General features: G+C 72.7%; 15 protein-coding genes and 1 pseudogene. 8 read left to right on the top strand and 8 right to left on the bottom strand.

What is annotated here, in order from left to right; translation table 11 throughout:
* Window positions 1–247: 247 nt before the first annotated feature.
* Window positions 248–991 carry an RICIN domain-containing protein gene (locus D7X74_RS14025; protein ID WP_158622230.1) on the top strand — a complete coding sequence of 248 codons (744 nt, stop codon included), beginning with the start codon at window positions 248–250 and terminating at the stop codon, window positions 989–991.
* Between the two features lie 27 nt (window positions 992–1,018).
* Window positions 1,019–1,135, top strand: a pseudogene (locus D7X74_RS44835) (transposase); the annotation flags it as partial.
* Window positions 1,136–1,216: 81 nt separating this feature from the next.
* On the opposite strand, the gene D7X74_RS14015 reads toward D7X74_RS44835, so the two are convergent.
* The 6 genes from D7X74_RS14015 to D7X74_RS13990 are packed head-to-tail and all read right to left on the bottom strand — an operon-like array spanning window position 1,217 to window position 6,953.
* A complete protein-coding gene (locus D7X74_RS14015; protein ID WP_120533454.1) occupies window positions 1,217–1,825 on the bottom strand; it encodes an iron-containing redox enzyme family protein in 609 nt (202 codons plus the stop codon).
* Between the two features lies 1 nt (window position 1,826).
* A complete protein-coding gene (locus D7X74_RS14010; RefSeq protein WP_120533453.1) occupies window positions 1,827–3,056 on the bottom strand; it encodes a CapA family protein in 1,230 nt (409 codons plus the stop codon).
* Window positions 3,053–4,036: a fatty acid desaturase gene (locus D7X74_RS14005; protein ID WP_120533452.1), complete on the bottom strand. Its 984-nt coding sequence runs from the start codon at window positions 4,034–4,036 to the stop codon at window positions 3,053–3,055. Before D7X74_RS14005 ends, D7X74_RS14010 begins: the two co-directional genes overlap by 4 nt.
* Before the next feature lie 6 nt (window positions 4,037–4,042).
* The gene (locus D7X74_RS14000) at window positions 4,043–4,654 is read right to left on the bottom strand and encodes an isoprenylcysteine carboxylmethyltransferase family protein (RefSeq protein WP_120533451.1); all 612 of its coding nucleotides are present in this window, start codon (window positions 4,652–4,654) and stop codon (window positions 4,043–4,045) included.
* Window positions 4,651–5,925, bottom strand: a complete 1,275-nt coding sequence (locus tag D7X74_RS13995) for a hypothetical protein (protein ID WP_120533450.1) — start codon at window positions 5,923–5,925, stop codon at window positions 4,651–4,653. The genes D7X74_RS14000 and D7X74_RS13995 overlap by 4 nt, the downstream gene beginning before the upstream one ends.
* Entirely contained in the window at window positions 5,907–6,953 is a 1,047-nt protein-coding gene (locus D7X74_RS13990; protein WP_147446566.1) for a hypothetical protein, read from the bottom strand. The genes D7X74_RS13995 and D7X74_RS13990 overlap by 19 nt, the downstream gene beginning before the upstream one ends.
* A 313-nt stretch (window positions 6,954–7,266) precedes the next feature.
* Between D7X74_RS13990 and D7X74_RS13985 the strand changes: the two genes are divergently transcribed.
* Window positions 7,267–8,295 (top strand): hypothetical protein, encoded by a 1,029-nt coding sequence (locus D7X74_RS13985; protein WP_120533448.1) that lies wholly within the window; start codon window positions 7,267–7,269, stop codon window positions 8,293–8,295.
* Between the two features lie 114 nt (window positions 8,296–8,409).
* On the opposite strand, the gene D7X74_RS13980 is transcribed toward D7X74_RS13985, so the two are convergent.
* Window positions 8,410–9,114 carry a Coq4 family protein gene (locus D7X74_RS13980; RefSeq protein WP_120533447.1) on the bottom strand — a complete coding sequence of 235 codons (705 nt, stop codon included), beginning with the start codon at window positions 9,112–9,114 and terminating at the stop codon, window positions 8,410–8,412.
* A gap of 40 nt (window positions 9,115–9,154) precedes the next feature.
* The gene (locus tag D7X74_RS13975; protein WP_120533446.1) at window positions 9,155–10,426 is read right to left on the bottom strand and encodes an acyltransferase; all 1,272 of its coding nucleotides are present in this window, start codon (window positions 10,424–10,426) and stop codon (window positions 9,155–9,157) included.
* A 177-nt stretch (window positions 10,427–10,603) separates the two neighbouring features.
* Between D7X74_RS13975 and D7X74_RS13970 the strand changes: the two genes are divergently transcribed.
* The 5 genes from D7X74_RS13970 to D7X74_RS45020 all read left to right on the top strand — a co-directional run.
* Window positions 10,604–11,728 carry an ornithine cyclodeaminase family protein gene (locus D7X74_RS13970; RefSeq protein WP_233602093.1) on the top strand — a complete coding sequence of 375 codons (1,125 nt, stop codon included), beginning with the start codon at window positions 10,604–10,606 and terminating at the stop codon, window positions 11,726–11,728.
* Between the two features lie 184 nt (window positions 11,729–11,912).
* Window positions 11,913–12,257 (top strand): GYD domain-containing protein, encoded by a 345-nt coding sequence (locus tag D7X74_RS13965; RefSeq protein ID WP_120533444.1) that lies wholly within the window; start codon window positions 11,913–11,915, stop codon window positions 12,255–12,257.
* A gap of 141 nt (window positions 12,258–12,398) precedes the next feature.
* Complete coding sequence (locus D7X74_RS13960; RefSeq protein WP_233602092.1) at window positions 12,399–17,453, top strand: type I polyketide synthase; 5,055 nt, start codon at window positions 12,399–12,401, stop codon at window positions 17,451–17,453.
* A 63-nt stretch (window positions 17,454–17,516) separates the two neighbouring features.
* Window positions 17,517–20,933, top strand: coding sequence for a bifunctional LLM class flavin-dependent oxidoreductase/SDR family oxidoreductase (locus tag D7X74_RS13955; protein WP_147446565.1), 3,417 nt, complete (start codon window positions 17,517–17,519; stop codon window positions 20,931–20,933).
* The coding region (locus tag D7X74_RS45020; RefSeq protein ID WP_147446564.1) for a condensation domain-containing protein at window positions 20,930–23,507 on the top strand (2,578 nt) is incomplete at its 3' end. The genes D7X74_RS13955 and D7X74_RS45020, both read left to right, overlap by 4 nt.

Below are 23,507 nucleotides of genomic sequence, written 5' to 3'. Positions count from 1 at the left end.
CACAACACGCGGATGGCCGACGTCGTCCTATCACCCGCCGACAAGCGCTTGGGGGGCATGGACTCAAAGTCCCTGACGTGCATCCTTCAGCAACTCCCGCAGCGGCCTGGCGTTGGACCGCGTCGTCTGCCTCAAGAAATAGCGTTGCGTGAATGAAGATCCCGGGTCCCCGTCATGAAGGACACAGTGCGAGGGGGCGGCGAGCGCTGCCCCTCCACTGGAGACCTCCATGAAAAGGAGAAGTCCCATGTTCGCGGTTCGCAGTGGCTCCGAGGCTGGTCGTGCGCGTGAAGACCGAGCGTCCGCGAAGGGCAGGGGATGGGCAGCGCTCGCGCTGCTGCTCCTGCCGATGACGGTGGCGGCGGGACCGGGCCCGAACTACCGCTGGGACGAGTCGCGCAACCGCCCCGGGCCCAACCGCTGCCACGATGCCTCGCAGTGCGATGGCGCACGCACGTGCAGCCCCGCGGGCTGGTGTCAGGGCGAGGCGCGCCCCTCGCCGCCCCCTGGGCGTTCGGAGTGGGGCCATGGCCGGGGAGAGACGCGTCCCCAGCGCAGCACCTCCATCCGCAGCAAGCTCGCGGGGCTCGTCATCGACATCGAGGGTGCCAACCGCTCGCCCGGCGCGGGGCTCGTCGCCTTCCGGGCCAAGTCCAACCGCGAGGGCAATGACAACCAGATGTGGGAACTGGTGCCCACGCAAGGTGGCTACCTCATCCGCAGCCGGCTCAACGGGCTCGTGCTCGACGTGGAGGGGGCCGACAAGGCCGAGGGAACCCGCGTGATCACGTGGGAGGCCCACGGCGGACTCAATCAGGTGTGGAAGCTCGTGCCCGGTCGCGTCCGCGGCACCTACTTCATCCAGAGCCAGCTCAACGGCCTTGTGCTGGATATCGAGGGCGGCAGGACCGATGGCTCGGGGCGGCTCATCACCTTCCCCATGCATCGCAACGGGCCGGCGGACAACCAGCTCTGGCGGCTGGACCTCTGACCCCATCGCCCCGGGTCACCGGCACGTGACCCGCTGGGGCAGGCCCTGTCCTACGCCCGAAAACAGTGGGACGCCCTCACCCGATTCGTCTGCGACGCGCGCCTGCCCTTGGACAGCAACCGCAGCGAGGCTGCGTTGAGAAAGGCGGCCCTGGGCAGTTGGCCGGACGGTTACAGCCCAGACTCGGGGAGGGGCTCGACCCTGGCTGGCCCGCAGGGGCCCGGCCTATGCCTCCGCGAGCGCCCGGCGATGGATGGCCACCCAGAAGTCCGCCGCCTGGCGCGCGCCGTCCAGCAGGGGCTCGGGGCCGTGCGCACCGAGCGACTCGCAGAGCGCCTGGGCCCGCGCGCCGTGCTCCACGTCCACGTCCAGGTGCACGAGCAGGAAGCGCGCCCGCGTCCTGTCCAGGCCGAGCCGCCCCAACCCCTGGCGTGTGTCGCCCCCGAGGTGCCGCGCCACGCCCTCCAGCACGTACAGCGCGCCGAGGAACGAGAGCTGGCGCTCCGCCGGGATGCCTTCCCAGAAGGCGTGGAACGCGGAGACCTCGCGGGGCGTGGCGTCCGACGGCGTGCGCCCGAAGGCCGCGAGGTCCGCCTTCGCGAGCTGGTAGTGGGACTGCTCGTCCGCCGCGAGCTCCGCGAAGAAGGCCTTCAGCTCGGGGAGCGTGGCGCGCTCGGCCGCGAGCCGCAGCCGGTCTCCACTGCGCAGCGTGTAGTGGTACATCATGTCCAGGAAGGCCACGTACCGCTCGGGCGTCACGGCCGGCAGCCAGCCCGCGACCTGCCGGGCCATGCCCACGGTGAGTGCCTCCAACCGCTCCCGCATCGACACCATCTCAGTCCCTCCGGGTTGAAATCAGTCCGCCCAGGGTGCGCCGCGCGTGCGCGAGGTGCGGCGCCGCGCGCTCCAGGCCCAGCTCGTCCACCGCCACGACCCCCGCGTCCAGGAAGCCCTCGCCGCCCAGGCCCCGCCCGCACGCCGTGGGCACCGCGCGCACGTCCACGGGGCACAGGGGGCCCCCCGCGTCCCGCGCGAGCGCGAGCTTCAGCACCGCGCCCGTCTGGCACGCCCGCGTGGGCATGATGCTCAGGAAGTTGCCGAGCGAGTACGCGATGAGCCCCACTCGCGGCGGCCCTCCCCGGCGCACCTGCGCGGGGCACGTGGGGTCCCCGCCGTCGATGGAGACCAGCTCCACGGGCTGCAGCACGTGCGGCGAGGAGCCCAGGAGGATGTCCGCCCCGCGCTCGATGAGGCGGTAGGCGTGCTCGCGCTGGAGGGACTCGGGCCAGTACTCGTACTCGAAGCCCCAGTGCGGCATGAGCACCACGAGGTCCGGCCCCACCGCGCGCGCCGCGTCAATGAGGGCGCCCAGCCGCTCCCAGTCGGGCGCATGCAGCGGGTTGCCCAGGCGCGTCACCGGAACGCCCTCGGGCGGCGCCCCCGCGAGGTGGTTGATGTCATACGTCACCGCGGCAATGCCCAGGCGCACCCCGGCCACCTCCAGGCCCGCCACCGCGTCCTCCGCCCGGGGGCCTCCGACGCAGCGGTGCTCCGGGCGGGCCAGCACGCTCTGGCGCGTGCGCTCCAGCCCTTCCGCGCCCTGGTCCAGCGCGTGGTTGTTGCACAGCGAGAACACGCGGTGGCGCGCGGTGCCCTCCCACGCGTCCAGGTAGCCCGGCGGCGCGTTGTAGTGGAGCGTCTCGTAGACAAGCCGGGGCACGGGCCGCGCCGGGTCCACGGGCGTCTCCAGGTTGGCGAAGGCCACGTGCGCGTCCGCCATCAGCGCGCGCACGCCCGGGGAGAGGGCCTCGCGGAAGCCGCTGCGAATCCACATCACATCGCCCACGGCGCACAGGTTGAGCGCCGCGGGCGCGTCGGGCTTCCAGCTCCCGGAGGCGAGGTGCCGGGCGACGCGCGCGAAGTGCTCGACGTCCTCGGTGCGGCGCGGCTCGGGGACGTGGAGGAGGCTCTTGGCGATGTAGCGCAGGTTGAGGTCCCAGCGGGACAGCGGCCAGCGGCCGTCCTCGTAGCGGATGTCCGCGTACAGCTGGCGCAGGGCGTTCATGGGCGCTTTCGTTCCAGGGTGACGAGCCGCACGTCCTCGTCCACGACGGTGGGCCCGGCGAGCAGCGCGCGTCCCATGACATCGAGGTAGCTGTCGAAGACGGGGGCGCCGCGCGCGAGCAGCCCGGGGCGCAGGTGGGTGTGCAGCCTCGCGAGGTTGTAGCCGGGCACGCGCGGATAGAGGTGGTGGTCCAGGTGGTAGTTGAGCCCGTTCCAGAGGAAGGTGACGAGCCGCGTGCCGCGCACCGTCGTCGCGGTGTGGAAGCGGTCCCCGCGCCACGTGTTGGCGTAGTGGTCCGCGATGGACTTGAGGCCGTTGAGGGGGCTGGCGAAGAGCACCGGCAGCAGCCAGCACTCCACCGCGCCGGGGACGAGCCCGTGCCGCGACAGCAGCCAGAAGAGCCCCGCGTAGAAGCCCGCGTAGCAGAGCAGCACCGCGCCATGGCGGCGCAATCGCGCGCGGGAGAAGTGCTGCAGCGGATAGAGGACGTTGAAGTAGATGAGGCTCAGCGGGATGCCGAGCAGCACGGTGGCGTAGAAGAGCGCGCACAGCCCGAGCGAGCGGCGGCCCGCGTTGTAGGCGTCAGGGTCCTTCTTTGTCCGGTTCCAGCGGTGGTGCGCGAGGTGGTCATGGCGCATGGGCTCGTAGGCGATGCCCACGAGCAGGCTGAGCGCGTTGCCGAAGAGGCGGTTCTGCCACGGCCTCGGGAAGAGATTGTCGTGCCACGCGTCGTGGTCGAGCTGGATGAGCCCCATCACCGCCCCACCCGCCAGCATCCACAGCGGCAGCTTCACCCAGACGCTGCCCGCGTGGGCAATGGCCACGGCCGCCGCGCCCCAGACACCCAGGTGCAGCGCCGCCATGCCCACCGCGCGCAGAGGACGGATGCGGAGCAGCTCCACCAGCTCGGCGCGGGAGAGGCCGGGCTCCGGGGGCGCGGCGCCGGGCGAATCAGCGGGACGCGAGAGGGCTGGCGGCATGGCGCGTCAGAAGTAGCGAGGTGCGCGCTGGCAATAGCGCGCGTAGGGCTCACCGAGGCGGTCCGCGAGGAACCGCTCCTCCTGGAGCACCAGTTGATGGAAAAGCCCCCCGAGCGCCGCACAGGCGCCCAGCGTCACCACGGACGGAGCCCAGAGCGAAGCCCCTACGAGGTACAGGTAGGAGAACACGTAGATGGGGTTGCGCGAGTAGCGGTGGAGTCCCCCCTCGTGCAGTTCGGGCCGGGCCTCCCCCGCGTCCACGCCGATGCGGAACGCCGGGCCCATTGCATACTGGGCCCACAGCATGCCCATGAGCCCCACGACACCGAGCACCCAACCCGCGAGCGGAGGAATGGGCAGCAGCGGCCGTCCCCAGGACATGGCGGACCACGCGGGCCAGAACGCGGTCGCGAGCACGGAGCCGGCCCAGAGCAGCGAGACGCCGCTGATGCGCCGCGTGACGCGCGTGTGCGCGGAATCCGCCGCCGCGCTCCGGTAGGCCAGCGGGCTGCGCCCGAAGCGCAGGCGGTAGACGAGGCTGGAGCCCAGGTGCCCCGCGAGCACGTGCAGGCAGATGAAGCCCAGGTACACCCCGGGCGCCTCGCGCAGCCCCATCATGGCGCGAGCACCTCCGCCCGCAGGCCGAAGCCCGAGGACGCCCACCCGGCGACGCGCTCCGTGAAGTCGCGCAACTCCTCGCGCGTCCAGAGGCCCTCGAAGGCCGCCGTGTTGATGTTGAGCGTGTCCGCGAACGACAGGCCCGTGGCGCCCCAGGTGGCCGTGTGGCTGCGCATGGAGCGGATGCGCAGCGGCGCCTCCGTGAAGTGCTTGTCCATCCGTCCCAGGTAGGTGACGACGAGCGTGTTCGTCCGGGGCTCGGCGATGAGCCCGGGACGCGCGTTCTTGCGCAGCACCCGCGCCGGCGCGAGCCGGGCCACCGCCATGCACTCCAGCGCCGTCGTCCAGTGCACGCCCTCATCGAGCACCCGCTGCACCTCGGAGCGGAGGAAGCGGGCCAGCTCGCGCGGGGCCTCCAGCCGGGCGCGGACCTCCTTCAGGGAGAGCTCAATCGGCACCGTGGAGCAGCCATTGCCCAGCGTCCGCCCGAGCCCCAGCGTCCGCCGCAGGTCCACCGGCATGCGCAGGCGGATGAGTCCGTCCGCCGGGGACTCTCGCAGCGCCACACCCGCGAGCAGCGCGGAGAAGAAGACCTCCGACGCCTGGAGGTCCGTGTCGCCCTGGGGAAGCGTGAGCCGCGCCGTGGCCGAGAGCGCGTGTCCGGCGGTGTCACCACTTCGGCGCAGCCCCATTCCCCGCTGCGCCAGGAGCCGCCGGCGCGGACTCGTGAGCCCCAGCACCACGCCCGGCTGGCGCAGCGCCGCGAGCAGCACCTTGCCATCCGTGAGCGTCGAGGGCTCCAGCGGGCGCGACTCCGACCCGCGTCCCGCGCAGAGCAACCACAGCCGCTCCAGCAGGTGCGCCAGCGCCTTCGCGTCCCCGATGGCGTGGTGCAACTGGATGCCCAGCAGCCAGGGCCCCTGGGCCGCGTCCACCATGGGATGCAAGTGCAGCCGCAGCGGCACGTCGCGCGTGAGGTCCACCCGCGTGTTGATGATTCGCGCTACGGCGTCGGGCTCGGACAGGGGCTCTGCGCCTTCCACCAGGGCCGCGTCCACCTCCGCGTCCCCGCGCACGGCGGGCACCCATGCGCGGCGCGCGTCGTTCCAGGCCACGTTGAGGCGGTCGCTCTCCCGCACCAGCGCGCGCAGCCCCCGGCGCAGGAGCGCCACGTCGGGCCTGTCCTCCAGCCGCAGCAGCACCGTGGCCCAGAGGGTGGCGACCTCGCCGTCCAGCCGCGCCATCAACGTGTCTACGAAGTTCGCGCGCATCGCTCCCTCCATCCCGCGAAGAGTTCCCGGGCCCGCGCGCCGTCCAGCCGGGCGCGGCTCACGACTTCGCACGCGGCCCTCGGGTCCGCCACGTATTGGAAGACGAGTTCATCCGGCTCGCGCTGGTGGAGGCGGATGCCCGTCGGAAGAAAGCCGGCCGCGAGGAGCACCGGCGTCCCCTCGGCCACCCGCTGGGGCTCGCCCATGGGCAGGTGGATGAGGTCCACGCGCGCCCGCTCGGACGTGAGCGCCGGGGTGCCCTCCGCGCTGAATCCCACGAGGCCCCGCCGCTCCAGACGCAGCGACGCGTTCCAGTCGAGCGGACGCAGCACGGCGCCCTCCCTCCATGCGCGGCGCTCCAGCGGAGTGAAGGCCACCGACTCCGCGAGCCCCACCCCGGCCAGGATGGACGCGAGCCACTCCCCCCACGGGCCCTCGGGCAGGTAGCGCCGGCGTGGCGGCGGGGGCGCGAGCACCGTCGTCATCGCCAGTGCCTGCATGGGCACGCCCGAGCCCTCCTCCACGCCAATCACCGTCTCGCCCCGCGTGTAGTTGACGACGAGGCCCATGGGCCTCGCCCGCATGAAGCGCGAGGCGTAGCGCTGCGCCATGACGTGCAGCGTGGAGGTGTTCTGGTGCAGGAAGCCCACCCAGCGCCCGAGCCGCTCCAGCAGCGAGCCCCACAGCGCCTCGTGCTCGGCGCGGCCCATGAGGGTGCGGCGGCTCGGCAGCGCCACGGAGAGCCCCGAGTCCAGCGAGTCCCGCCCCGGCTTGCTCCACAGGCCCGTGTGCCACAGCAGCGCCCCCCGCGCGTCGAACTCGCCGAGGCTCAGCAGCGCCCCGTCCCTCCAGAGCCGCACGGCTCCGCCGGGCTCGTAGAGGAACGGGTAGGAATACGTCTCCGCGTAGCGCGCGTGAAGCAGCTCGCGGAAGGCCGGCTCATCGGGCGCGGCCAGCCAGCGCGTGTGCTCGCTGGGGTTGGCGGCGCGAAGGTCGTCCATCAGGGAAACAGCTCGGTCCCGGCCCATGTGCGCTAGCAATGCATCCTTGAGGCCAGCCGGGAAGGCCCCGCTCCCGCCCGGACGCAACCTCGCTCGCCCAGCCCTTCGTGCAGCGCCTGGCACACGGGTGTGAAGCCCCCTGCACAGCCGAGGCGCATCAGAGGGATGGGGGCCCTGTTGAGGGGGAGGGACGAAACCGGGGCAACTTCAAGATGGCTTCCATCCCGCGCACATGCGGCTTGCAGGGCGCACCCCATTCTCCGGATCATGACGGAGCAGGCCACATGGCCCGACGACCCATCGCGGGGGAGCGGGCCTGGCGCTTGAGCGAGGACAGACCGTGGAATTGCGACACCTCTCCGCACCCGCCTGGTCGGCGTTCAAATCCTGGCTGCTCAAGTTGCACGGCGTTCCCATCTCCCACCTCCGGCTCCTGACCGGTGGCTGTCCGGCGGAGGAGCTGCCCGCGCTCGCGAAGGAACTCAAGCGCGTGCGGTCCGACTTCAAGAAGCGCCCCAACGAGGTCTCGGCCCCCGCGGATGAGCGCCTCCGGACGGACTACGCGGCGCTCGGTGTGCCCTGGTCCGCGTGGAGCGAGGTGGCGCGCGAGGTCCAGCGCGACCTGAAGCGCAAACGGTACGCGCGCTGGACGGGGGTGGATGCGCTCGAGTTTCCCGAGGGGCCTTCCGCCGAGGACCTGGTGACCGTCTTGTTGTTCGGAGGCGTGGAGCAGGCACTCCCCCATCTGCTGCGCCGCGCGTCGCTCGCCGCGGGCTCGCTCGAGGCGCTGTGGTGCCGCTGGCTGGCGGGTGAGCCGCTCGAACCCGAGACGCTGCGCTCGTTCGCGGGTGCGCCGGAGCGACTCGCCGAGCCCCTCTACACGCCAGGCATCGGGGAGGTGCTGCCGCTGTTCTTCGTCGAGCCCGACCCCGCGCGCGCCGAGCGGGCGCTGGAGGTCGCCTCGGCCCAGATGGGCTCGTCCCGGTCGCGACCGTTGATGGACTTCCTGCGCTCGCTGCTCGGCTTGTGGCGTCAGGACACTTCGGTGGAGGAGGTGAGGGCGCGCTTCGATACGAGTGTCGCGACCGTCTCGCCCTCCGAGGTCGCCCAGCTGTGCGCGCCCGCCTATCTGTATTGGCGATACATCGAGGCACTCCCCCCGCACGCGCTGCTGGAGCGGGTGGGCTCGCGTCTTGAGCGCATCGCCGTGCCTGCCCGGGTCGCCGATGTCCAGCCCGTCATGGAGGCCCTCACCGCGCTCGAGGAGCTGACGGCCATGGGCCTGGGCCTCCGCGTGGAGCAGCGGCCCGGGGAGGTTCTCCTCTCCGCACAGGAGCCGGAGACTGGGGGAGGGGACGAGTTCCTGTAGCGCTGCCGTTTGTCCCTGCCTCGCCTGCGCCGTTCCCGCTTAGACGCCCTTCGTTGAAGCCCGGCAGGCCTCCATGGGGGGGCTTGCCGGGCGGGCTCAAGGGCGCGATGGACCTCACGCCGCCTTGGGCTGCGGCAGGTCCCCGAGGTCCCCGACGGGCACCGCCGCGTGGGCCGCGTCCACGTCCAGGTGGAACTGCCGGCGCACCTCCTCCAGCGGCACGCTCCACAGCTCGTTCCAGTCCACGCCGAACAAGGGCCGGCTCCGCTTGCCGAGCAGCCACCCCCGCGCCACCTCCGACACCAGCGCCTGCCCCTCGTTGAGCCGGTAGAACAGCGTGTGCAGGAACCCCACGCTCACCAGCGCGAAGCTCAGCGGCGTCCAGAGCTGCGCGATGTAGAAGGCCTGCAAGCCAATCTCACCCTTCACGTCCGTCCCGAACCCCGTGAGGACGTGCCACAGGTCATGCGTCTGCTCCATGTGGATGCGGAACTTGGCCGTGTTCGTGGGGGCCACCGGCGTGTGGTACGTGTCCTCCTGCTTCAGCCCCCACACCTCCATCTGGTCCGCGAACACCCGGCCCAGCGTTCCGGGGGGCAGGGTCTTCATCGCCTTGAGGTCCACCCGGATGTGCTTGAGCGGCTCGGTGAAGAGCCGCACCGCCTCCGGCCGCTTGCGCAGCAGCGGCACCGTGTCCAGCGGATCCTCCCCATCCATGTCGTCCCCCAGCGCCAGCACCAGGTCCAACCGCGTGGGGTCGCGGATGAGCGTGACGAACACCCGCAGGAACTTCACCGTGTTGATGACCTTCTTGAACATCTCCGCGTCTCCTGTCCGACAAGGGAAAAAAGGGGAAGCCTCACGCGGGCCGCAAGCGCATCAGCGGCCGCTCGATGAGGACATGCAGCACCAGCGACACCCACAACGTCAGCCCCAAGGACATCGCGCTCAGCTGGAGCAATGACACACTGGCCGCGCCGCCAAAGGTCATGGAGCCGTACAGGCCGAAGATGATGAGCGGATGCACCAGGTACGCCGCATAGGACAGCTGCGCGATGGGCCGCAGCGCCCGCCAGGCCAGGACGCGGCCCAGCACCTGTCCCCCGCCAGCCTTCGCCTGGATGAGCAGCAACAGCGCCGCCGCGCCCACCCCGAACAGCGTCCGGTACAGCGTCAGGTACAGCGTGCCCTCCACCGGCCCCCATTCCCCCGAGAACGTCCGGGGCGCCATCAGCACCCCCAGGGTCCCCAGGGCCAGCACCAGGATTCCATGGGCCAGCACCGGCGCCGCCCGGAGTCGCTCCGCCACCCGCGTCCTGCCCAGCAGGTAGGCCACCAGCACGCCCGCGAGGATGGGCGTGTAGCGGGTGTAGGGCTTGTCATAGATGCTGTTGAAATACCGCTGCCCCGCGTCCCCCTGCATCAGCGGGTCGATGGTGAACGGCATGGTGAAGCCATGCCGCACCACCAGGGCATGCTCGATGCCCACCCCCAACAACAACAGCGCCGCCATCACCCAGACCGCGTGTCTGCGCGTGCCCACCACCAGCCAGAAGAAGGGGAACACCAGGTAGAACTGCTCCTCGATGGCCAGCGACCAGGACCAGATGACCGCCTGCTCCGACACCGGCAGGAAGTTGTTGAGATAGAGCACGTTGGCCCAGGCGTTCTGGTGGTTGGGCGCGCGGCTGGCCACGTACAGCAGGAGCACCGCCGCGTAGGCCGGCATCAACCGCAGGAAGCGCCGCCAGTAGAAGGTGGGGATGCGCACGCGCCCCGTCTGCTCCTGCTCGTGCATCAGGATGCGGGTGATGAGATAGCCGCTGAGCACGAAGAACAGGTCCACTCCATGGTCCCCCCGGAGCACCCAGCCGCGCAGCGGGTCCGCCTCCACCGCCAGGAACAGGCGCTCGAACTCGCCGCGGTCCATGAAGACGCCGGTGAGCTGGAAGACGTGGAACAGGATGACCCAGAGGATGGCCAGCGCCCTCAACCCATCCACCGGGCGGCTGTGCGCCGGGGGCGCGGCGAACAATTCGATGAGGCTCGCCCGGAGCGAGAACGCCCGCCCCATCCGCTGGAGCAGGGAGGGGGCGGGCTCGCCCGGGAGGGCCGGTGATGGAAGGGGCATGTCGCGGTTTCTCTGAGGTTGAGGCGGCGGTCCGACCCCCGATGACAGCCGGGGTCGTCATCCATACGCCCAAGCGGGAAAACATTCGGACCGGGAAATAAATGCGAAACGCCATTGAAGAATATTTCGACGCACCGCCGTACAGCCAGCAGACCCTCTGCAAGGCATCGGCGAAACGTGGACGAGACGAATCGAGCAACGTGGCTGTTGACCCAGGCGGACCTGCGCCGGTTGGTGGGCGCGGTGGGCGTCGACAACCTCATGGATGAAGTCATCCATGACCTGACGGAGGCCTTGCGCGGGTTCGACGCGGAGCGCATCGACGTGCGCAAGCGAGAGGGTTTCGCGCTCGAGCACGCCGGGAGGACGGGAGTGCTGGAGTGGATGCCGGTGATGCGGCGGGGAGAGACGGTCACCATCAAGGTGGTGGGCTACAACCCGGACAACCCCGCGGAGCATGGGCTGCCGACCATCATCGCCACCAACAGCGTCTATGATTGCCGCACCGGGCACCTCCAGGTGGTGGTGGACGGCGTCTTCGCGACCGCGCTGCGCACGGGCGCGGCGTCCGCGGTGGCCAGTCAGATCCTCGCGCGGCCGGACAGCCGCGTCCTCGGGCTGGTGGGCTGCGGGGCGCAGGCGGTCACCCAGTTGCACGCGCTCAGCCGGGTCTTCACCCTGGAGCGGGTGCTGGTGTTCGACACCGACAAGGACGTGGAGCGCTCCTTCGCCCAGCGCGTCGCCTTCCTCCACCTGGACGTGCGGCGGGTGTCGCTGGAGGAGTTGGAGGCCCAGTCCGACATCATCTGCACCGCGACGTCCGTGGCGGTGGGCGCGGGCCCCGTCATCACGGGCCAGGGATTGAAGCCCCATGTGCACATCAATGCCGTGGGTTCGGACCTGCCGGGCAAGACGGAGCTGCCCCGGAGCTTCCTGGAGGACAGCCTCGTCTGCCCGGACTTCCTGCCGCAGGCGGTGGTGGAGGGGGAGTGCCAGCAGCTTCCCCGTGAGCGCATTGGTCCGGAGCTGGTGTCGCTGGTGCAGGCGCCGGAGAAATATGAGGACTGGCGCGGCCGTAGCACCGTGTTCGACTCCACGGGCCTTGCCCTGGAAGACCAGGTGGTGACGCAGACGCTGCTGCGCCATGCGCGCCGGCTGGGATTGGGCACCCGCGTGGACCTGGAGAGTCTGTCCAACGACGTGATGGACCCGTATGGCCATGTGATGACAGACGCGGAGGTCCTGTGCGACGAGCAGGACCTGACGTCGCCGGCCGTGTCCCAGCGGGCCGTGGCCTCCTGACCGGGGCCTCCCTTCAAGAAAGACACTGACGCCCCGGCGCGCCCGCGCGCGTGGGGCCAACGCCTCCATTCCCACCGGAGCGCGGGTGCCCCACCTGGGGCCTTCGCGTCCGCCGAATGGTCAACCCGGGCCGGAGGTCGGCGCGTGCCGCCCCCGGTCCATCCGCAATCAGGAGCCCGCAGCCATGCCGCACTACATGATCCTCGCCCGGTACACGCCGCCGGTCCTCAAGAACCTGCTGAGCAACCCGGAGGCGCTCACCTCGCGCAACGACCACGCCGATGCGTTCTATGGCTCGGTGGGCGGCAAGGTCGTCACCGCCTATTTCATGCGCGATGCCCGGTGGCACTTCATGGTCATCGTGGACTTCCCGGACCACGAGGCCGCCCACGCGGCCATCATGGTGGGGCAGGCGTCCGGCGCCTTCGAGGAAGGCGAGGCCTATCCGCTCACCTCGCTGGAAGAGGCCGTTGGCGCCCTCAAGCGCGCCGGGGCCGCCGGCAAGGTCTTCTACCCGCCGGGCGCCTGAGCGGCGCTCGCCGCACCCTGGCCCGCGCGCGCCCCTGGGCGTCCGCGCGGGCCGTGATGTCACTCCCCACGACTCCGCCCCTTGACGCGTGCTCGCATGACGACTGGCAACCCGGAAGACCTTCTTGATGTGGGACGGCGCGTGCCGACGCTCGTCGCGCTGCTGTCGGCCCGCGCGGCGCGCCAGGGCGCGGACACCGCCTACACCTTCCTGGAGAACGGCGAGCAGGAGTCCGGCCAGCTGACCTACGCCGCGCTGGACCTCCGGGCCCGGGCCATTGCCCAGGGCCTGCGCGCGGCCGGCGCCGAGGGGCAGCGCGCGCTGCTGCTCTACCCGGCGGGGCTGGACTTCCTGGCGGCCTTCATGGGCTGTCTGTACGCGGGCGTGGCGGCGGTGCCGGCCTATCCGCCGCGCGCGACGCGGCACCTGGCCCGGTTGCTGTCCGTGGTGGAGGACGCCCAGGCGACGGTGGTGCTGACCACCACCGCGCTCCTGCCCAACCTCACCCGGGACTCGGCCGCGCTGCCCCGGATGAAGGCGCTGCACTGGATGACCACGGACGACGTGGACCTGGGTCCGGCCTCCGCCTGGAGGCCCCCCGCGTCGCTGTCACCCGACACGCTGGCCTTCCTCCAGTACACGTCCGGCTCCACCGGCGCGCCCAAGGGCGTGATGGTCAGCCACGCCAACCTGCTGCACAACCTGGAGATGCTGCGGCAGGGCTTTGGCCATGATGCGCGGACGCGGCTGGTGAGCTGGCTGCCGCTGTTCCACGACATGGGCCTCATCGCCGTGGCCCTGGAGGCGCTGTACCTGGGCCGCCCCTGCGTGCTGATGCCGCCGGTGGCCTTCCTCCAGTCGCCCATCCGCTGGTTGAAGGCGGTGTCGAAGTACCAGGGCACGTGCAGCGGCGCGCCCGACTTCGCCTATGACCTGTGCGTCGAGAAGACGACGCCGGAGCAGCGCGCGGGGTTGGATCTGTCCTCGTGGCGGGTGGCCTTCAACGGGGCGGAGCCGGTGCGCGCGGCCACCCTGGAGCGCTTCGCCCGGACGTTCGCGCCGGTGGGCTTCCGCCGCGACGCCTTCTACCCGTGCTACGGCATGGCCGAGTCCACGGTGATGATCTCCGGTGGGCTCGCGGACGCGGCCCCGGTGGTGCGCCACGTCTCCGCGCGGGCCCTGGACTCGCACCGCGTGGTGGAGGCCCGGGAGGGGGACGCGGACGCCCGCGCCGTGCTCGGCTGCGGCCGGGCGTGGATGGACGAGCGCATCCTCATCGCGGACCCCGACACGCGCGTGGCGTGCGGCCCGGAGCGGGTGGGGGAGATCTGGGTGGCCAGTCCCAGCGTGGCCCGGGGCTACCTCAACCGGCCGGAGGAGACGGCGGCGACCTTCGGCGCGCGGCTTTCGGGGACCGGCGAGGGGCCCTTCCTGCGCACCGGTGACCTGGGCTTCCTGGTGGACGGGGAGCTGTTCGTCACCGGGCGCCTCAAGGACGTCATCATCGTCCGGGGCCGCAACCACTACCCGCAGGACCTGGAGCACACGTCCGAGCAGAGCCACCCCGTCCTGCGGCGCGGCGGCGCGGCGGCCTTCTCCGTGGAGGTCCTGGGCGAGGAGCGGCTGGTGGTGGTGCAGGAGGTGGAGCGCGTCCACGTGCGCAAGCTGGACGCCCCCGCCGTGACGGCCGCCATCCGTGAGGCCATCCTGGCGCACCACGACCTGCGGCCGCACGCCGTCGTGCTGGTGAAGCCCGCCTCCATTCCCAAGACGTCCAGCGGGAAGATTCAACGCAAGGGCTCGCGCGCGGCCTTCCTCGCGGGGGAGCTGGACGTCGTGGGCGAGTGGCGCGAGCCCCAGGCGCCCACGCCCGTCGCGGCCGGTCCGGCGTCGGGTGAGGTGCGGGCCTGGCTGGTGGCGCGGGTGGCGGAGCGGCTGCGCGTGGCGCCCTCCGCCGTCGACACCCGGGCGCCGTTGTCCCAGCTGGGCCTGGACTCGGCGTCCGCGGTGGGGCTGTCGGGGGACCTGCAGACGTGGCTCGGCCGGCCGGTGTCACCCACGCTCGTCTATGACTTCCCGACGCTGGAGGCCCTGGCGGCGCACCTCACCGGGGGGGCGCCCGCGCCCGCGCCGGGCGCCACCGAGCGGCCCTCGGACATGGAGCCCATCGCGCTCATCGGCCTGGGCTGCCGGCTGCCGGGCGCGGACGACAGCGCATCCTTCTGGCGGCTCTTGCACGACGGCGTGGACGCCGTCACCGAGACGCCCCCGGCGCGCTGGGACGTGGAGCGCCTGTTCCATCGGGCGCCGCCGCCTCCCGGCCGGATGAGCACGCGGTGGGGGGGCTACCTGAAGCAGGTGGATGGCTTCGACGCGGACTTCTTCGGCGTCGCGCCCCGCGAGGCCCGGGGCATGGACCCCCAGCAGCGCCTGCTGCTGGAGGTGGCCTGGGAGGCCCTGGAGGACGCGGGGTTGGCGCCGGACACCCTGGCGGGCAGTGACACGGGGGTCTTCGTGGGCATCAGCAGCGGCGACTACGCGCGGTTGCAGGCCCAGACGCCCGGCGCGCTGGATGCCTACGCGGGCACCGGCATCGCGTTCAGCATCGCGGCCAACCGCCTGTCCTATGTGCTGGACCTCCGGGGGCCCAGCCTGGCGGTGGACACCGCGTGCTCCTCGTCGCTCGTGGCGGTGCACCAGGCGGTGCAGAGCCTGCGGCGGGGCGAGTGCCGCATGGCGCTGGCCGCGGGCGTCAACCTGCTGCTGGCGCCGGACATGACGGTGGCCTTCTCCCAGGCGCGGATGATGGCGGCGGATGGACGCTGCAAGACGTTCGATGCCTCCGCGGACGGCTATGTGCGCGGCGAGGGCTGCGGCGTGGTGGTGCTCAAGCGCCTGCGGGACGCGCAGCGGGACGGGGACCGGGTGCTGGCGGTGGTGCGGGGCTCGGCCATCAACCAGGACGGTCGCAGCAACGGGCTGACCGCCCCCAACGGGCAGGCGCAGCAGGCCGTCCTGCGCGCGGCCCTGGCGGACGCGGGCGTGTCCGCCGACGCGGTGGACTACGTGGAGGCGCACGGCACCGGGACGCCGCTGGGGGACCCCATCGAGGTGGAGGCCCTCAAGGCCGTGCTGCTCCAGGGGCGACCCCTGGAGCGGCCCCTGTGGGTGGGCTCGGTGAAGACGAACATCGGCCACCTGGAGTCGGCCGCCGGCATCGCCGGGCTCATCAAGGTCGTGCTGTCACTCCAGCACGAGGCCATCCCCGCGCACCTGCACCTGCGCGAGCTCAACCCCTACATCCGCCTGGAGGGGCTCCCCCTGGCCATTCCCACCACGCGGCGGGCCTGGACGGGCCCCGCGCGCCGGGCGGGCGTGAGCTCCTTTGGCTTCGGCGGCACCAACGCGCACGTCATCCTGGAGTCGGCACCGGAGCGCTCCGCGCCCGCGGCGCCCGCGCGGGGCGTACCTTGCGTGCTCACGCTGTCCGCGCGGGACGAGAAGGCCCTGGCCGAGCTGGCCGGGGCGTGGGCGGCCCCCGCCGCCTGGCCTCCCGCGCTGTCACTGGCGGATGTCTGCCACACCGCCGCGAACGGCCGGGCCCACTTCGCGCACCGGCTGGCCCTGGTGGCCACCACCCCCGAGGAGGCCCGGGAGGCCCTGCGGGCGTTCTCCCAGGGCGCGGTGGACACCGACGTCGACGTCATCCGGGGGACGGCGCGCGCAGGCCATCGGCCGTCCGTGGGCTTCCTCTTCACCGGGCAGGGCTCGCAGTTCGTGGGCATGGGCAGGGGCCTCTACGACGCCGAGCCGGTGTTCCGGCGCACCCTGGACGAATGCGACGCGTTGCTGCGTCCGCTGTTGGAGCAGCCCCTGCTTTCGGTGCTGTACCCCGAGGACGGCGCTTCGTCTCCCCTGGAGGACACGGCGTACGCGCAGCCGGCGCTGTTCTGCCTGGGCATGGCGCTGGCGCGCACGTGGCGCGCCTGGGGCGTGGAGCCCGCCGCCGTGCTGGGCCACAGCGTGGGCGAGTACGTGGCCGCGTGCGTGGCCGGCGTCTTCAGCCTGGAGGACGGGCTGAGGCTCATCGCGGAGCGGGGCCGGCTGATGCAGGCGCTGCCGCGCGACGGGGAGATGGTGTCCGTCCTGGCGCCCGTGGAGCAGGTCCTGGAGGTCGTGGCGGCCCATGCGCGCGACGTGTCCCTCGCGGCGGACAACGGGCCCCGCGGGGTCGTCATCTCCGGGCGCACGGAGGTCGTGCGCGCGGTGGCGGCCACGCTGGCGGCGCGGGGCGTGGAGACGCGCCCGCTGAAGGTCTCCCACGCGTTCCACTCCCCCCTGATGGAGCCCATGCTGGACGCCTTCGAGGCCGCCGCGTCCCGGGTGACGTTCCACGCGCCGACGGTGCCCGTGCTCTCCAACCTCACGGGCGAGCTGGCGGGGCCGGAGCTGCTGACGCCCGCCTACTGGCGCCGCCACGTGCGCGAGGCGGTGCGCTTCGCGGACGGAGTGCGCGCCTTGCGGCGGCTGGGGTGCGACGCCTTCGTGGAGGTGGGCCCCACGTCCACGCTCACGGGCCTGGGCAGGGCGTGCCTGCCACCGGAGGACCCGGCGCTGTGGCTGCCCAGCCTGCGCGCGCGGGAGCCAGACCTCGCGCGGATGCTGTCCAGCGTCGCGGCGCTGCACGCGCGGGGCGTGCCGGTGCGCTGGGACGTGCTGGCGCCGGGCCGCCGCGTGGGGATGCCCACCTACCGCTTCCAGCGCGAGCGCCACTGGCTGGAGTCGCCGGTGGCCCAGGCGTCCGTGGGGCAGGGGCCCGCGCACCCGTTGCTGGGTCACCGCCTGCCCGCGGTGGCCGCCCAGCCCGAGGGGCAGGTGTGGCAGCGGGAGCTGGCGCCTGAGCAGCTCACGTTCATCGCGGACCACCGCATCCAGGGCACCGTGGTGGTGCCGGGCGTGGTGTACGTGGAGTGGGCGCTCGCGGCGGCGGGCCAGCTGCTGGGCCAGCGCCCCGGCGGCGTCAGCGACGTGGAGTACCGCAAGGTGCTCGCGGTCCCCGCGGCCGGTCGCCGCACGGTGCAGGTGAGCGTGGCGCCCGCGGGGGAGCAGGACGCGCTCACGTTCCACGTCCACAGCCGGGCCGGTGGCCAGGAGCCCTGGGTGCTCCACGCCACCGGGAAGGTCCTTCCGAGCTAGCGCGCGGCGCGCCTGTCGCGTCCGCCATCCCATCCGGGCCCTCGCGGCCCAGGAGGCAGCACCGTGCGGTTCTCCTTGATGTTCTTCGCCAGCGACGAGAGCGCGCTGTCGGGCCGAAAATACGAGCTGGTCATCGAGAGCGCGCGGTTCGCCGACCGCCACGGCTTCCAGGGCGTCTGGGTGCCGGAGCGGCACTTCTCCGCGCTCGGCAGCCTCTATCCCAACCCCGCCGTGCTGCACGCCGCGCTGGCGCGCGAGACGAAGCACCTGCGCCTCAACGCGGGCAGCGTGGTGCTCCCGCTCCACCACCCCCTGCGGGTGGCCGAGGAGTGGGCCATGGTGGACAACCTCTCCGGGGGGCGGGTGGGCGTGTCGTTCGCGACCGGCTGGAACCCGGATGACTTCGCGCTCGCGCCGGAGCGGTACGCCGAGCGCTCGCGCACCTTGTTCGACCAGGTGGACGTGGTGCGCCGGCTGTGGCGGGGCGAGCCCCTGTCCGTGCGCAACGGCACCGGTGAGACGAAGTCGGTGCGCGTCTACCCCACGCCCGTCCAGCGCGAGCTGCCGGTGTGGGTGACGGCCGCCAGCAACCCGGCCACCTTCGCGAAGGCGGGCGAGCTGGGCTTCAACCTGCTCACCCACCTGTTGGACCAGGGCGTGGAGCGGCTGGCCGAGCAGGTCGCCGCGTACCGGCAGGCCCGGGCCCGCGCGGGGCACGACCCGGACGGCGGCACGGTGACGTTGATGCTGCACACGTTCGTCGGGGGCAATGCCCAGCAGGTGCGGGACCTGGCGCGCGAGCCCTACTGCGCGTTCCTCAAGTCCAACCTGGGGCAGCTCAAGGGGCTGGCCCAGAGCCGCATGCGCGACGTGGACCTGACCACCCTGTCGGAGCGGGAGAAGGACGACTTCGTCCACTTCCTCTACGAGCGCTTCGCCACGTCCCGCGCGTTCATCGGCACGCCGGACTCCTGCATGGACCTGGCCGTCCAGCTGCGCGAGCTGGGCGTGGACGAGCTGGCGTCGCTGCTGGACTTCGGTCCTCCCGTGGACGCCGTCCTCCAGAACCTGCCGCACCTGGACACGCTGCGCGCCCGGGTGGCGGAGCTGGGGCCCCGTGGCGCCGCGCCCCGCGTCCGGCCCGCCGCCGTCCCCCTGGCGCCGGAGTCCTCGCCCAGGAAGGACACCGTGGCCGACGTCCAGGCCCGCCTGCCCCGGGTGATGGAGGGCGCGGACTTCTACGCGGAGGTGGCCGCGTCCGGGGCGGAGTACGGCCCCACCATGCGCAGCCTGGAGCGCGACGCCTATGCCTTCCATCCGGTGCTGCTGGACAGCAGCCTGCTCATCCTCGGCGCGCTGGCGCCGGAGCGGCAGGGGGGGCGGCTGGTGGCGCTGCCCACGGGGATGCGGCGGCTGCGCATCCACGCGCCGCCCACCGGCGAGCTCTACAGCCACGTGGTGCGCACCAGCCCCCCCGCCGGCTCCGTGCTGGAGGGGGACGTGCGCATCCTGGACGCGTCCGGCCAGCTGCTCGCCGAGGTGTCTGGAATGCGCATCCAGCTGGTGGAGCAGGCGGGACGGCCCACGTCGGACCCGGTGGACGCGCTCACCTATGCCCTGGACTGGCAGCCGCAAGCCGCGCCCGTCCCGGACGACGCCGCCGGGCCCGGGGCGTGGTGGGTGCTGATGGATGGCCGGGGCGTGGGCAAGGCGCTGGCGGCGCGGCTGGAGGCCCGGGGCGACACGGTGGTGCGCATCACCGCCGGCGCCACCTTCCAGTCGCTGGGGTCTCGCCATTATCAGGTGGCGCCCGGGGACGCGGCGCAGCTGCGGCAGCTCGTGGAGACCCTGCTGGTCGCCGGAGGGCCGGTGCCGCGTGGGCTCGTTCACCTGTGGAGCCTGGAGGGCCTGGACCCCGCCCAGACGACGGTGGCGACGCTGGAGGCGGAGCAGACCGCCGGGGCCCTCACGGTGCTGGGCCTGGTGCAGGCGCTGGTGGGCAGTGGCGCCGTGCGTCCGCCGCGCCTGTGGCTGGTGACGCGCGGCTGTCAGCCTCCGGCGGGGGCCTCCGGCGCGCTGGCCTCGGCCACGCTGTGGGGCCTGGGGCGCGTGGTGTCCGCGGAGCATCCCGAGGTGTGGGGCGGCCTCGTGGACCTGGAGCCGGACGCGCCGGCCGACCCCAGCGCCGCCGCGCTCTGTGGCGTGCTGCTGGCGCCTGGAGGGGAGGACCAGTTCGTGCTGCGCGGCGAGACGCGGTCCGTGGCCCGGCTGGTGCGGCGGCGGGGGCTGCCCTCCGGAGGGCCGGCGACGCGGCTGCGCGCGGACGCGGGCTACCTGCTGACGGGCGGCCTGGGCGACCTGGGCCTGGGGATGGCGCGGTGGATGGTGGAGCGGGGCGCGCGGCACCTGGTGCTGATGGGGCGCTCGCCGCTGCCGCCCCGGGAGGATTGGGCCCAGGTGGCGCCGGGCTCGCGCGCCGCGCGGCAGGTGGCCGCCGTGCGCGAGCTGGAGGCCCTGGGCGCGCGCGTGTATCCGGCCGCGGTGGACGTGGCGGACCGTGACGCGGTGGCTGCCTTCCTTCAGGGCTACCACGCGCAAGGAGGCCCGGCGCTCCGGGGCGTCGTCCATTCGGCCGGCGTCATCCAGCCCGCGACGCTGATGAACCTGGGGGCGGACGCCTTTCACGCGGTGCTCCGGCCGAAGGTGGCCGGCGCGTGGGTGCTGCACTCGCTGCTGGAGGAAGCGCCGCTGGACTTCTTCGTCCTCATCTCCGCGGTGCCGGGGCTGGTGGGCTGGATTGGCTCCGGCGCGAGCAACTACTCGGCGGCCAACACCTTCCTGGACGCGTTGGCGCACCACCGCCGCGCGCGCGGCCTGCCGGCGCTCAGCGTGGACTACGGGCCCTGGAGCGAGGTGGGCCTCGCGGTGCGCGAGGGCGGCCTGCCCATGCTGGAGCGTCAGGGCATTGGCAGCATGTCCCCGCCGCAGGGGCTCGCCGCGTTGGACCGGGCGCTGTCACAGCCGGACGCGCAGCTGGCGGTGGTGTCGCTGGACTGGCCGCGCTTCTTCCGCGCCTTCGCGCACGCGCGGATGACGCCGCTGCTGGCGGAGCAGGTGAAGGAGGTGGGGGCGGGCGCGGAGCCTGGACGCTCCCAGGAGGCCGGGGCGCTCCAGACGGCGCTGAGCGAAGCGCAGCCGGGCGCGCGGCCCGAGCTGGTGCGGGAATACCTGCGGACCCAGGTGGCCCGGGTGCTGGCGCGCTCCAGCGCGCGGCTGGATGTGAACGCGTCACTGATGTCGCTGGGGCTCGACTCGCTGATGTCCATTGATTTGCGCAACCGCATCGAGTCCGACCTGGGCGTCGTGATTCCCATGGTGAACCTGCTGCGCGGCCCCAGCATCGCGCAGCTCGTCGACGACGTGCTGCCCGCCCTGACGCTGGCCGGGGCCGTGGTGGAGATGGAAGAGGTGACGCTGTGAGCACGCATGCCCTGCTGACCGAGCTGTCGCGCCTGGGCATCACCCTGCGCGCGGACGGAGACAACCTGCGCATCGCCGCCCCCAAGGGGGCGCTGGTGCCCGAGCTGCGGGAGCGGCTGTCCGCCGCCAAGCCCGCGCTGCTCGTGCACCTGCGGGACGAGGCCGCCCTGGCCACGCTGACGCGGGTGCCCCGTGACGGCGCGCTGCCGGCCTCGTCCGCCCAGCGCGGACTGTGGCTGGTGGACCGGCTGGAGGGGGGCTCCGCCAGCTACAACCTGTGCGCCGCCGTCCGCCTGGAGGGACCGCTCCGCGTGGACCTGCTGGAGCGGGCGCTGGGGCACATCCTCCAGCGCCACGAGGCGCTGCGCACCTGCTTCCCGGCGGTGGACGGGACCCCGGTGCAGCGCGTGCTGCCGGCCTGGCCGGTGGTGCTCCCGGTGGAGCTCGTGCGCGACGTGGCGAAGGAGGCGGAGCACTTCGCCCGCCAGCCCTTCTCCCTGGAGGCGGGACCGCTCCTGCGCGCCCGGCTGGTCCGCTCGACGGACGGCGTGCACCAGCTGTGGCTGGCCATGCACCACATCATCTCCGACGCGTGGTCCATGGGACTGCTGCTGCGCGAGCTGACCGTGCTCTACGAGGCCTTCGCCGCGGGCGCGTCCCCGCCGCTGCCGGAGCTGGCGGTGCAGTACGTGGACTTCGCCGGCTGGCAGCGGCGCTACCTGACGTCGGCCGTGGGCGCCGCGCAGCTCGACTACTGGCGCAAGCAGTTGGAGGGCCTGCCGCCAAGGCTGGAGCTGCCCACGGACCGGCCGCGTCCGAGCGTGCAGACGAACCGGGGCGCGACGCTGCGCTTCCACCTGGACCCGGCGCTGACGCAGGGCCTCAAGCAGGTGGCGCAGGGGGCGGGCGCCACGCTGTACATGGCGCTGCTGGCCGCCTGGAGCGCGGTGCTGGGCCGCTACAGCCGGCAGGACGACGTGGCGGTGGGCTCGCCCGTGGCCAACCGCAAGCACCGGGAGACCGAGGCGCTCATCGGCTTCTTCGTCAACACGCTGGTGTTCCGCGCGAAGCTGGACGGCGCCCCCTCCTTCCTGGAGCTGCTGGGCCGGGTGCGGCAGGTGACGCTGGAGGCGCTGGCCCACCAGGACGTGCCCTTCGACGCGGTCGTGGAGGCCCTCCAGCCGGAGCGGGACCTCAGCCACACGCCGCTGTTCCAGGCGATGTTCGTCATGCACAACGCGCCCTCCGGCCCCATGAAGCTGGGCGACGTGACGGCCACGCCCGTGGCGCTGGAGACGGGCACCGCGAAGTTCGACCTGACGCTCACGCTGGAGGAGCGCGACGCGGGGCTCGTGGGCTCGCTGGAATACAACACCGACCTGTTCGACGCCTCCACCGGGGAGCGCCTGGTGGAGAGCCTGCGCGCGCTGCTTTTGGGCGCGGTGGAGACGCCGTCCCGCCCGGTGGCGCGGCTGCCGCTGATGGGCGCCGCGCAGCGCGAGCAGGTGGTCCACGGCTGGAACGCCACCCGCATGCCCTATGACGCCGAGCGCTGCATCCACCACCTCTTCGAGGCCCAGGCCCGCCAGACGCCGGACGCGGTGGCGGTGGTGCATGGCGCGCGGACGGTGACGTACCGCGCGCTGGAGGTGGGGGCGAACCGGCTGGCGCACCACCTGCGCGCGCTGGGCGTGGGCCCGGAGGTGCTGGTGGGCTTCTGCGTGGAGCGCTCGCCGGAGCAGCTGATGGGCCTGCTGGCCATCCTCAAGGCGGGCGGCGCGTACCTCGCGTTGGATCCCATGTCGCCGCGCGAGCGCAATGCCTTCATGTTGGAGGACGCCCGGGCGCGGGTGCTGCTCACCCAGCGCCCCCTGCTGGCGCTGCTCCCCGAGGGCCCCGCCACGGCCGTGTGCCTGGACGCGCTGCCCGAGGCGGAGCTGGCCGCGCACCCCGACACCCCTCCGCACGTCGCGGTGGGCCCGGAGTCACTGGCCTATGTGCTCTACACGTCCGGCTCCACCGGGCGGCCCAAGGGCATCGCCATGCGGCACCGCCCGCTGGCCAACCTCATCGCGTGGCAGCTGCGCGTCTGCACCGTGGCCCCGGGCCACCGCACGCTCCAGTTCGCGCCGTGGAACTTCGACATCTGCGTGCAGGAGTCCTTCTCCACCTGGGCCACGGGCGGCGCGGTGGTGGTGGTGCCGGACGACGTGCGCAAGGACGCGGTGGCGCTCTTGGACTTCCTCCAAGCGCACGACGTGCAGCGGCTGCACGTGCCCTTCGTCGTCTTCCAGGGGCTCGCGGAGGCGGCCCAGGCACTGAAGCGCGTGCCGTCCTCTCTTCGCGAGGTCTACACCGCGGGCGAGGCCCTCCAGGTGACGCCCGCCGTGGAGCACTTCTTCCGGGCTCTTCCAAGGTGCGTGCTCCACAACAACTACGGGCCCTCCGAGGCGCACGTCATCACGTCGCACACGCTGTCCGGGGACCCGGGGAACTGGCCCCGCCTGCCGCCGGTGGGCAAGGCGCTGCCCAACACGCGCATCTACCTGTTGGACGGGCTGGGCCAGCCGGTGC

Origin of the sequence: Corallococcus sp. CA047B, from assembly GCF_003612065.1 — a bacterium.
In the GTDB taxonomy this organism is placed as follows: Bacteria; Myxococcota; Myxococcia; order Myxococcales; family Myxococcaceae; genus Corallococcus; species Corallococcus praedator.
The sequence above is the reverse complement of the archived record's forward strand: the minus strand, read 5'-3'. Positions and strand labels throughout refer to the sequence as shown.

Coding starts and splice junctions, on each gene's coding strand:
- D7X74_RS14025 (WP_158622230.1), top strand. CDS start 248: ATGTTCGCGGTTCGCAGTGGCTCCGAGGCTGGTCGTGCGCGTGAAGAC.
- D7X74_RS14015 (WP_120533454.1), bottom strand. CDS start 1,825: ATGGTGTCGATGCGGGAGCGGTTGGAGGCACTCACCGTGGGCATGGCC.
- D7X74_RS14010 (WP_120533453.1), bottom strand. CDS start 3,056: ATGAACGCCCTGCGCCAGCTGTACGCGGACATCCGCTACGAGGACGGC.
- D7X74_RS14005 (WP_120533452.1), bottom strand. CDS start 4,036: ATGCCGCCAGCCCTCTCGCGTCCCGCTGATTCGCCCGGCGCCGCGCCC.
- D7X74_RS14000 (WP_120533451.1), bottom strand. CDS start 4,654: ATGATGGGGCTGCGCGAGGCGCCCGGGGTGTACCTGGGCTTCATCTGC.
- D7X74_RS13995 (WP_120533450.1), bottom strand. CDS start 5,925: ATGCGCGCGAACTTCGTAGACACGTTGATGGCGCGGCTGGACGGCGAG.
- D7X74_RS13990 (WP_147446566.1), bottom strand. CDS start 6,953: ATGGGCCGGGACCGAGCTGTTTCCCTGATGGACGACCTTCGCGCCGCC.
- D7X74_RS13980 (WP_120533447.1), bottom strand. CDS start 9,114: ATGTTCAAGAAGGTCATCAACACGGTGAAGTTCCTGCGGGTGTTCGTC.
- D7X74_RS13975 (WP_120533446.1), bottom strand. CDS start 10,426: ATGCCCCTTCCATCACCGGCCCTCCCGGGCGAGCCCGCCCCCTCCCTG.
- D7X74_RS13965 (WP_120533444.1), top strand. CDS start 11,913: ATGCCGCACTACATGATCCTCGCCCGGTACACGCCGCCGGTCCTCAAG.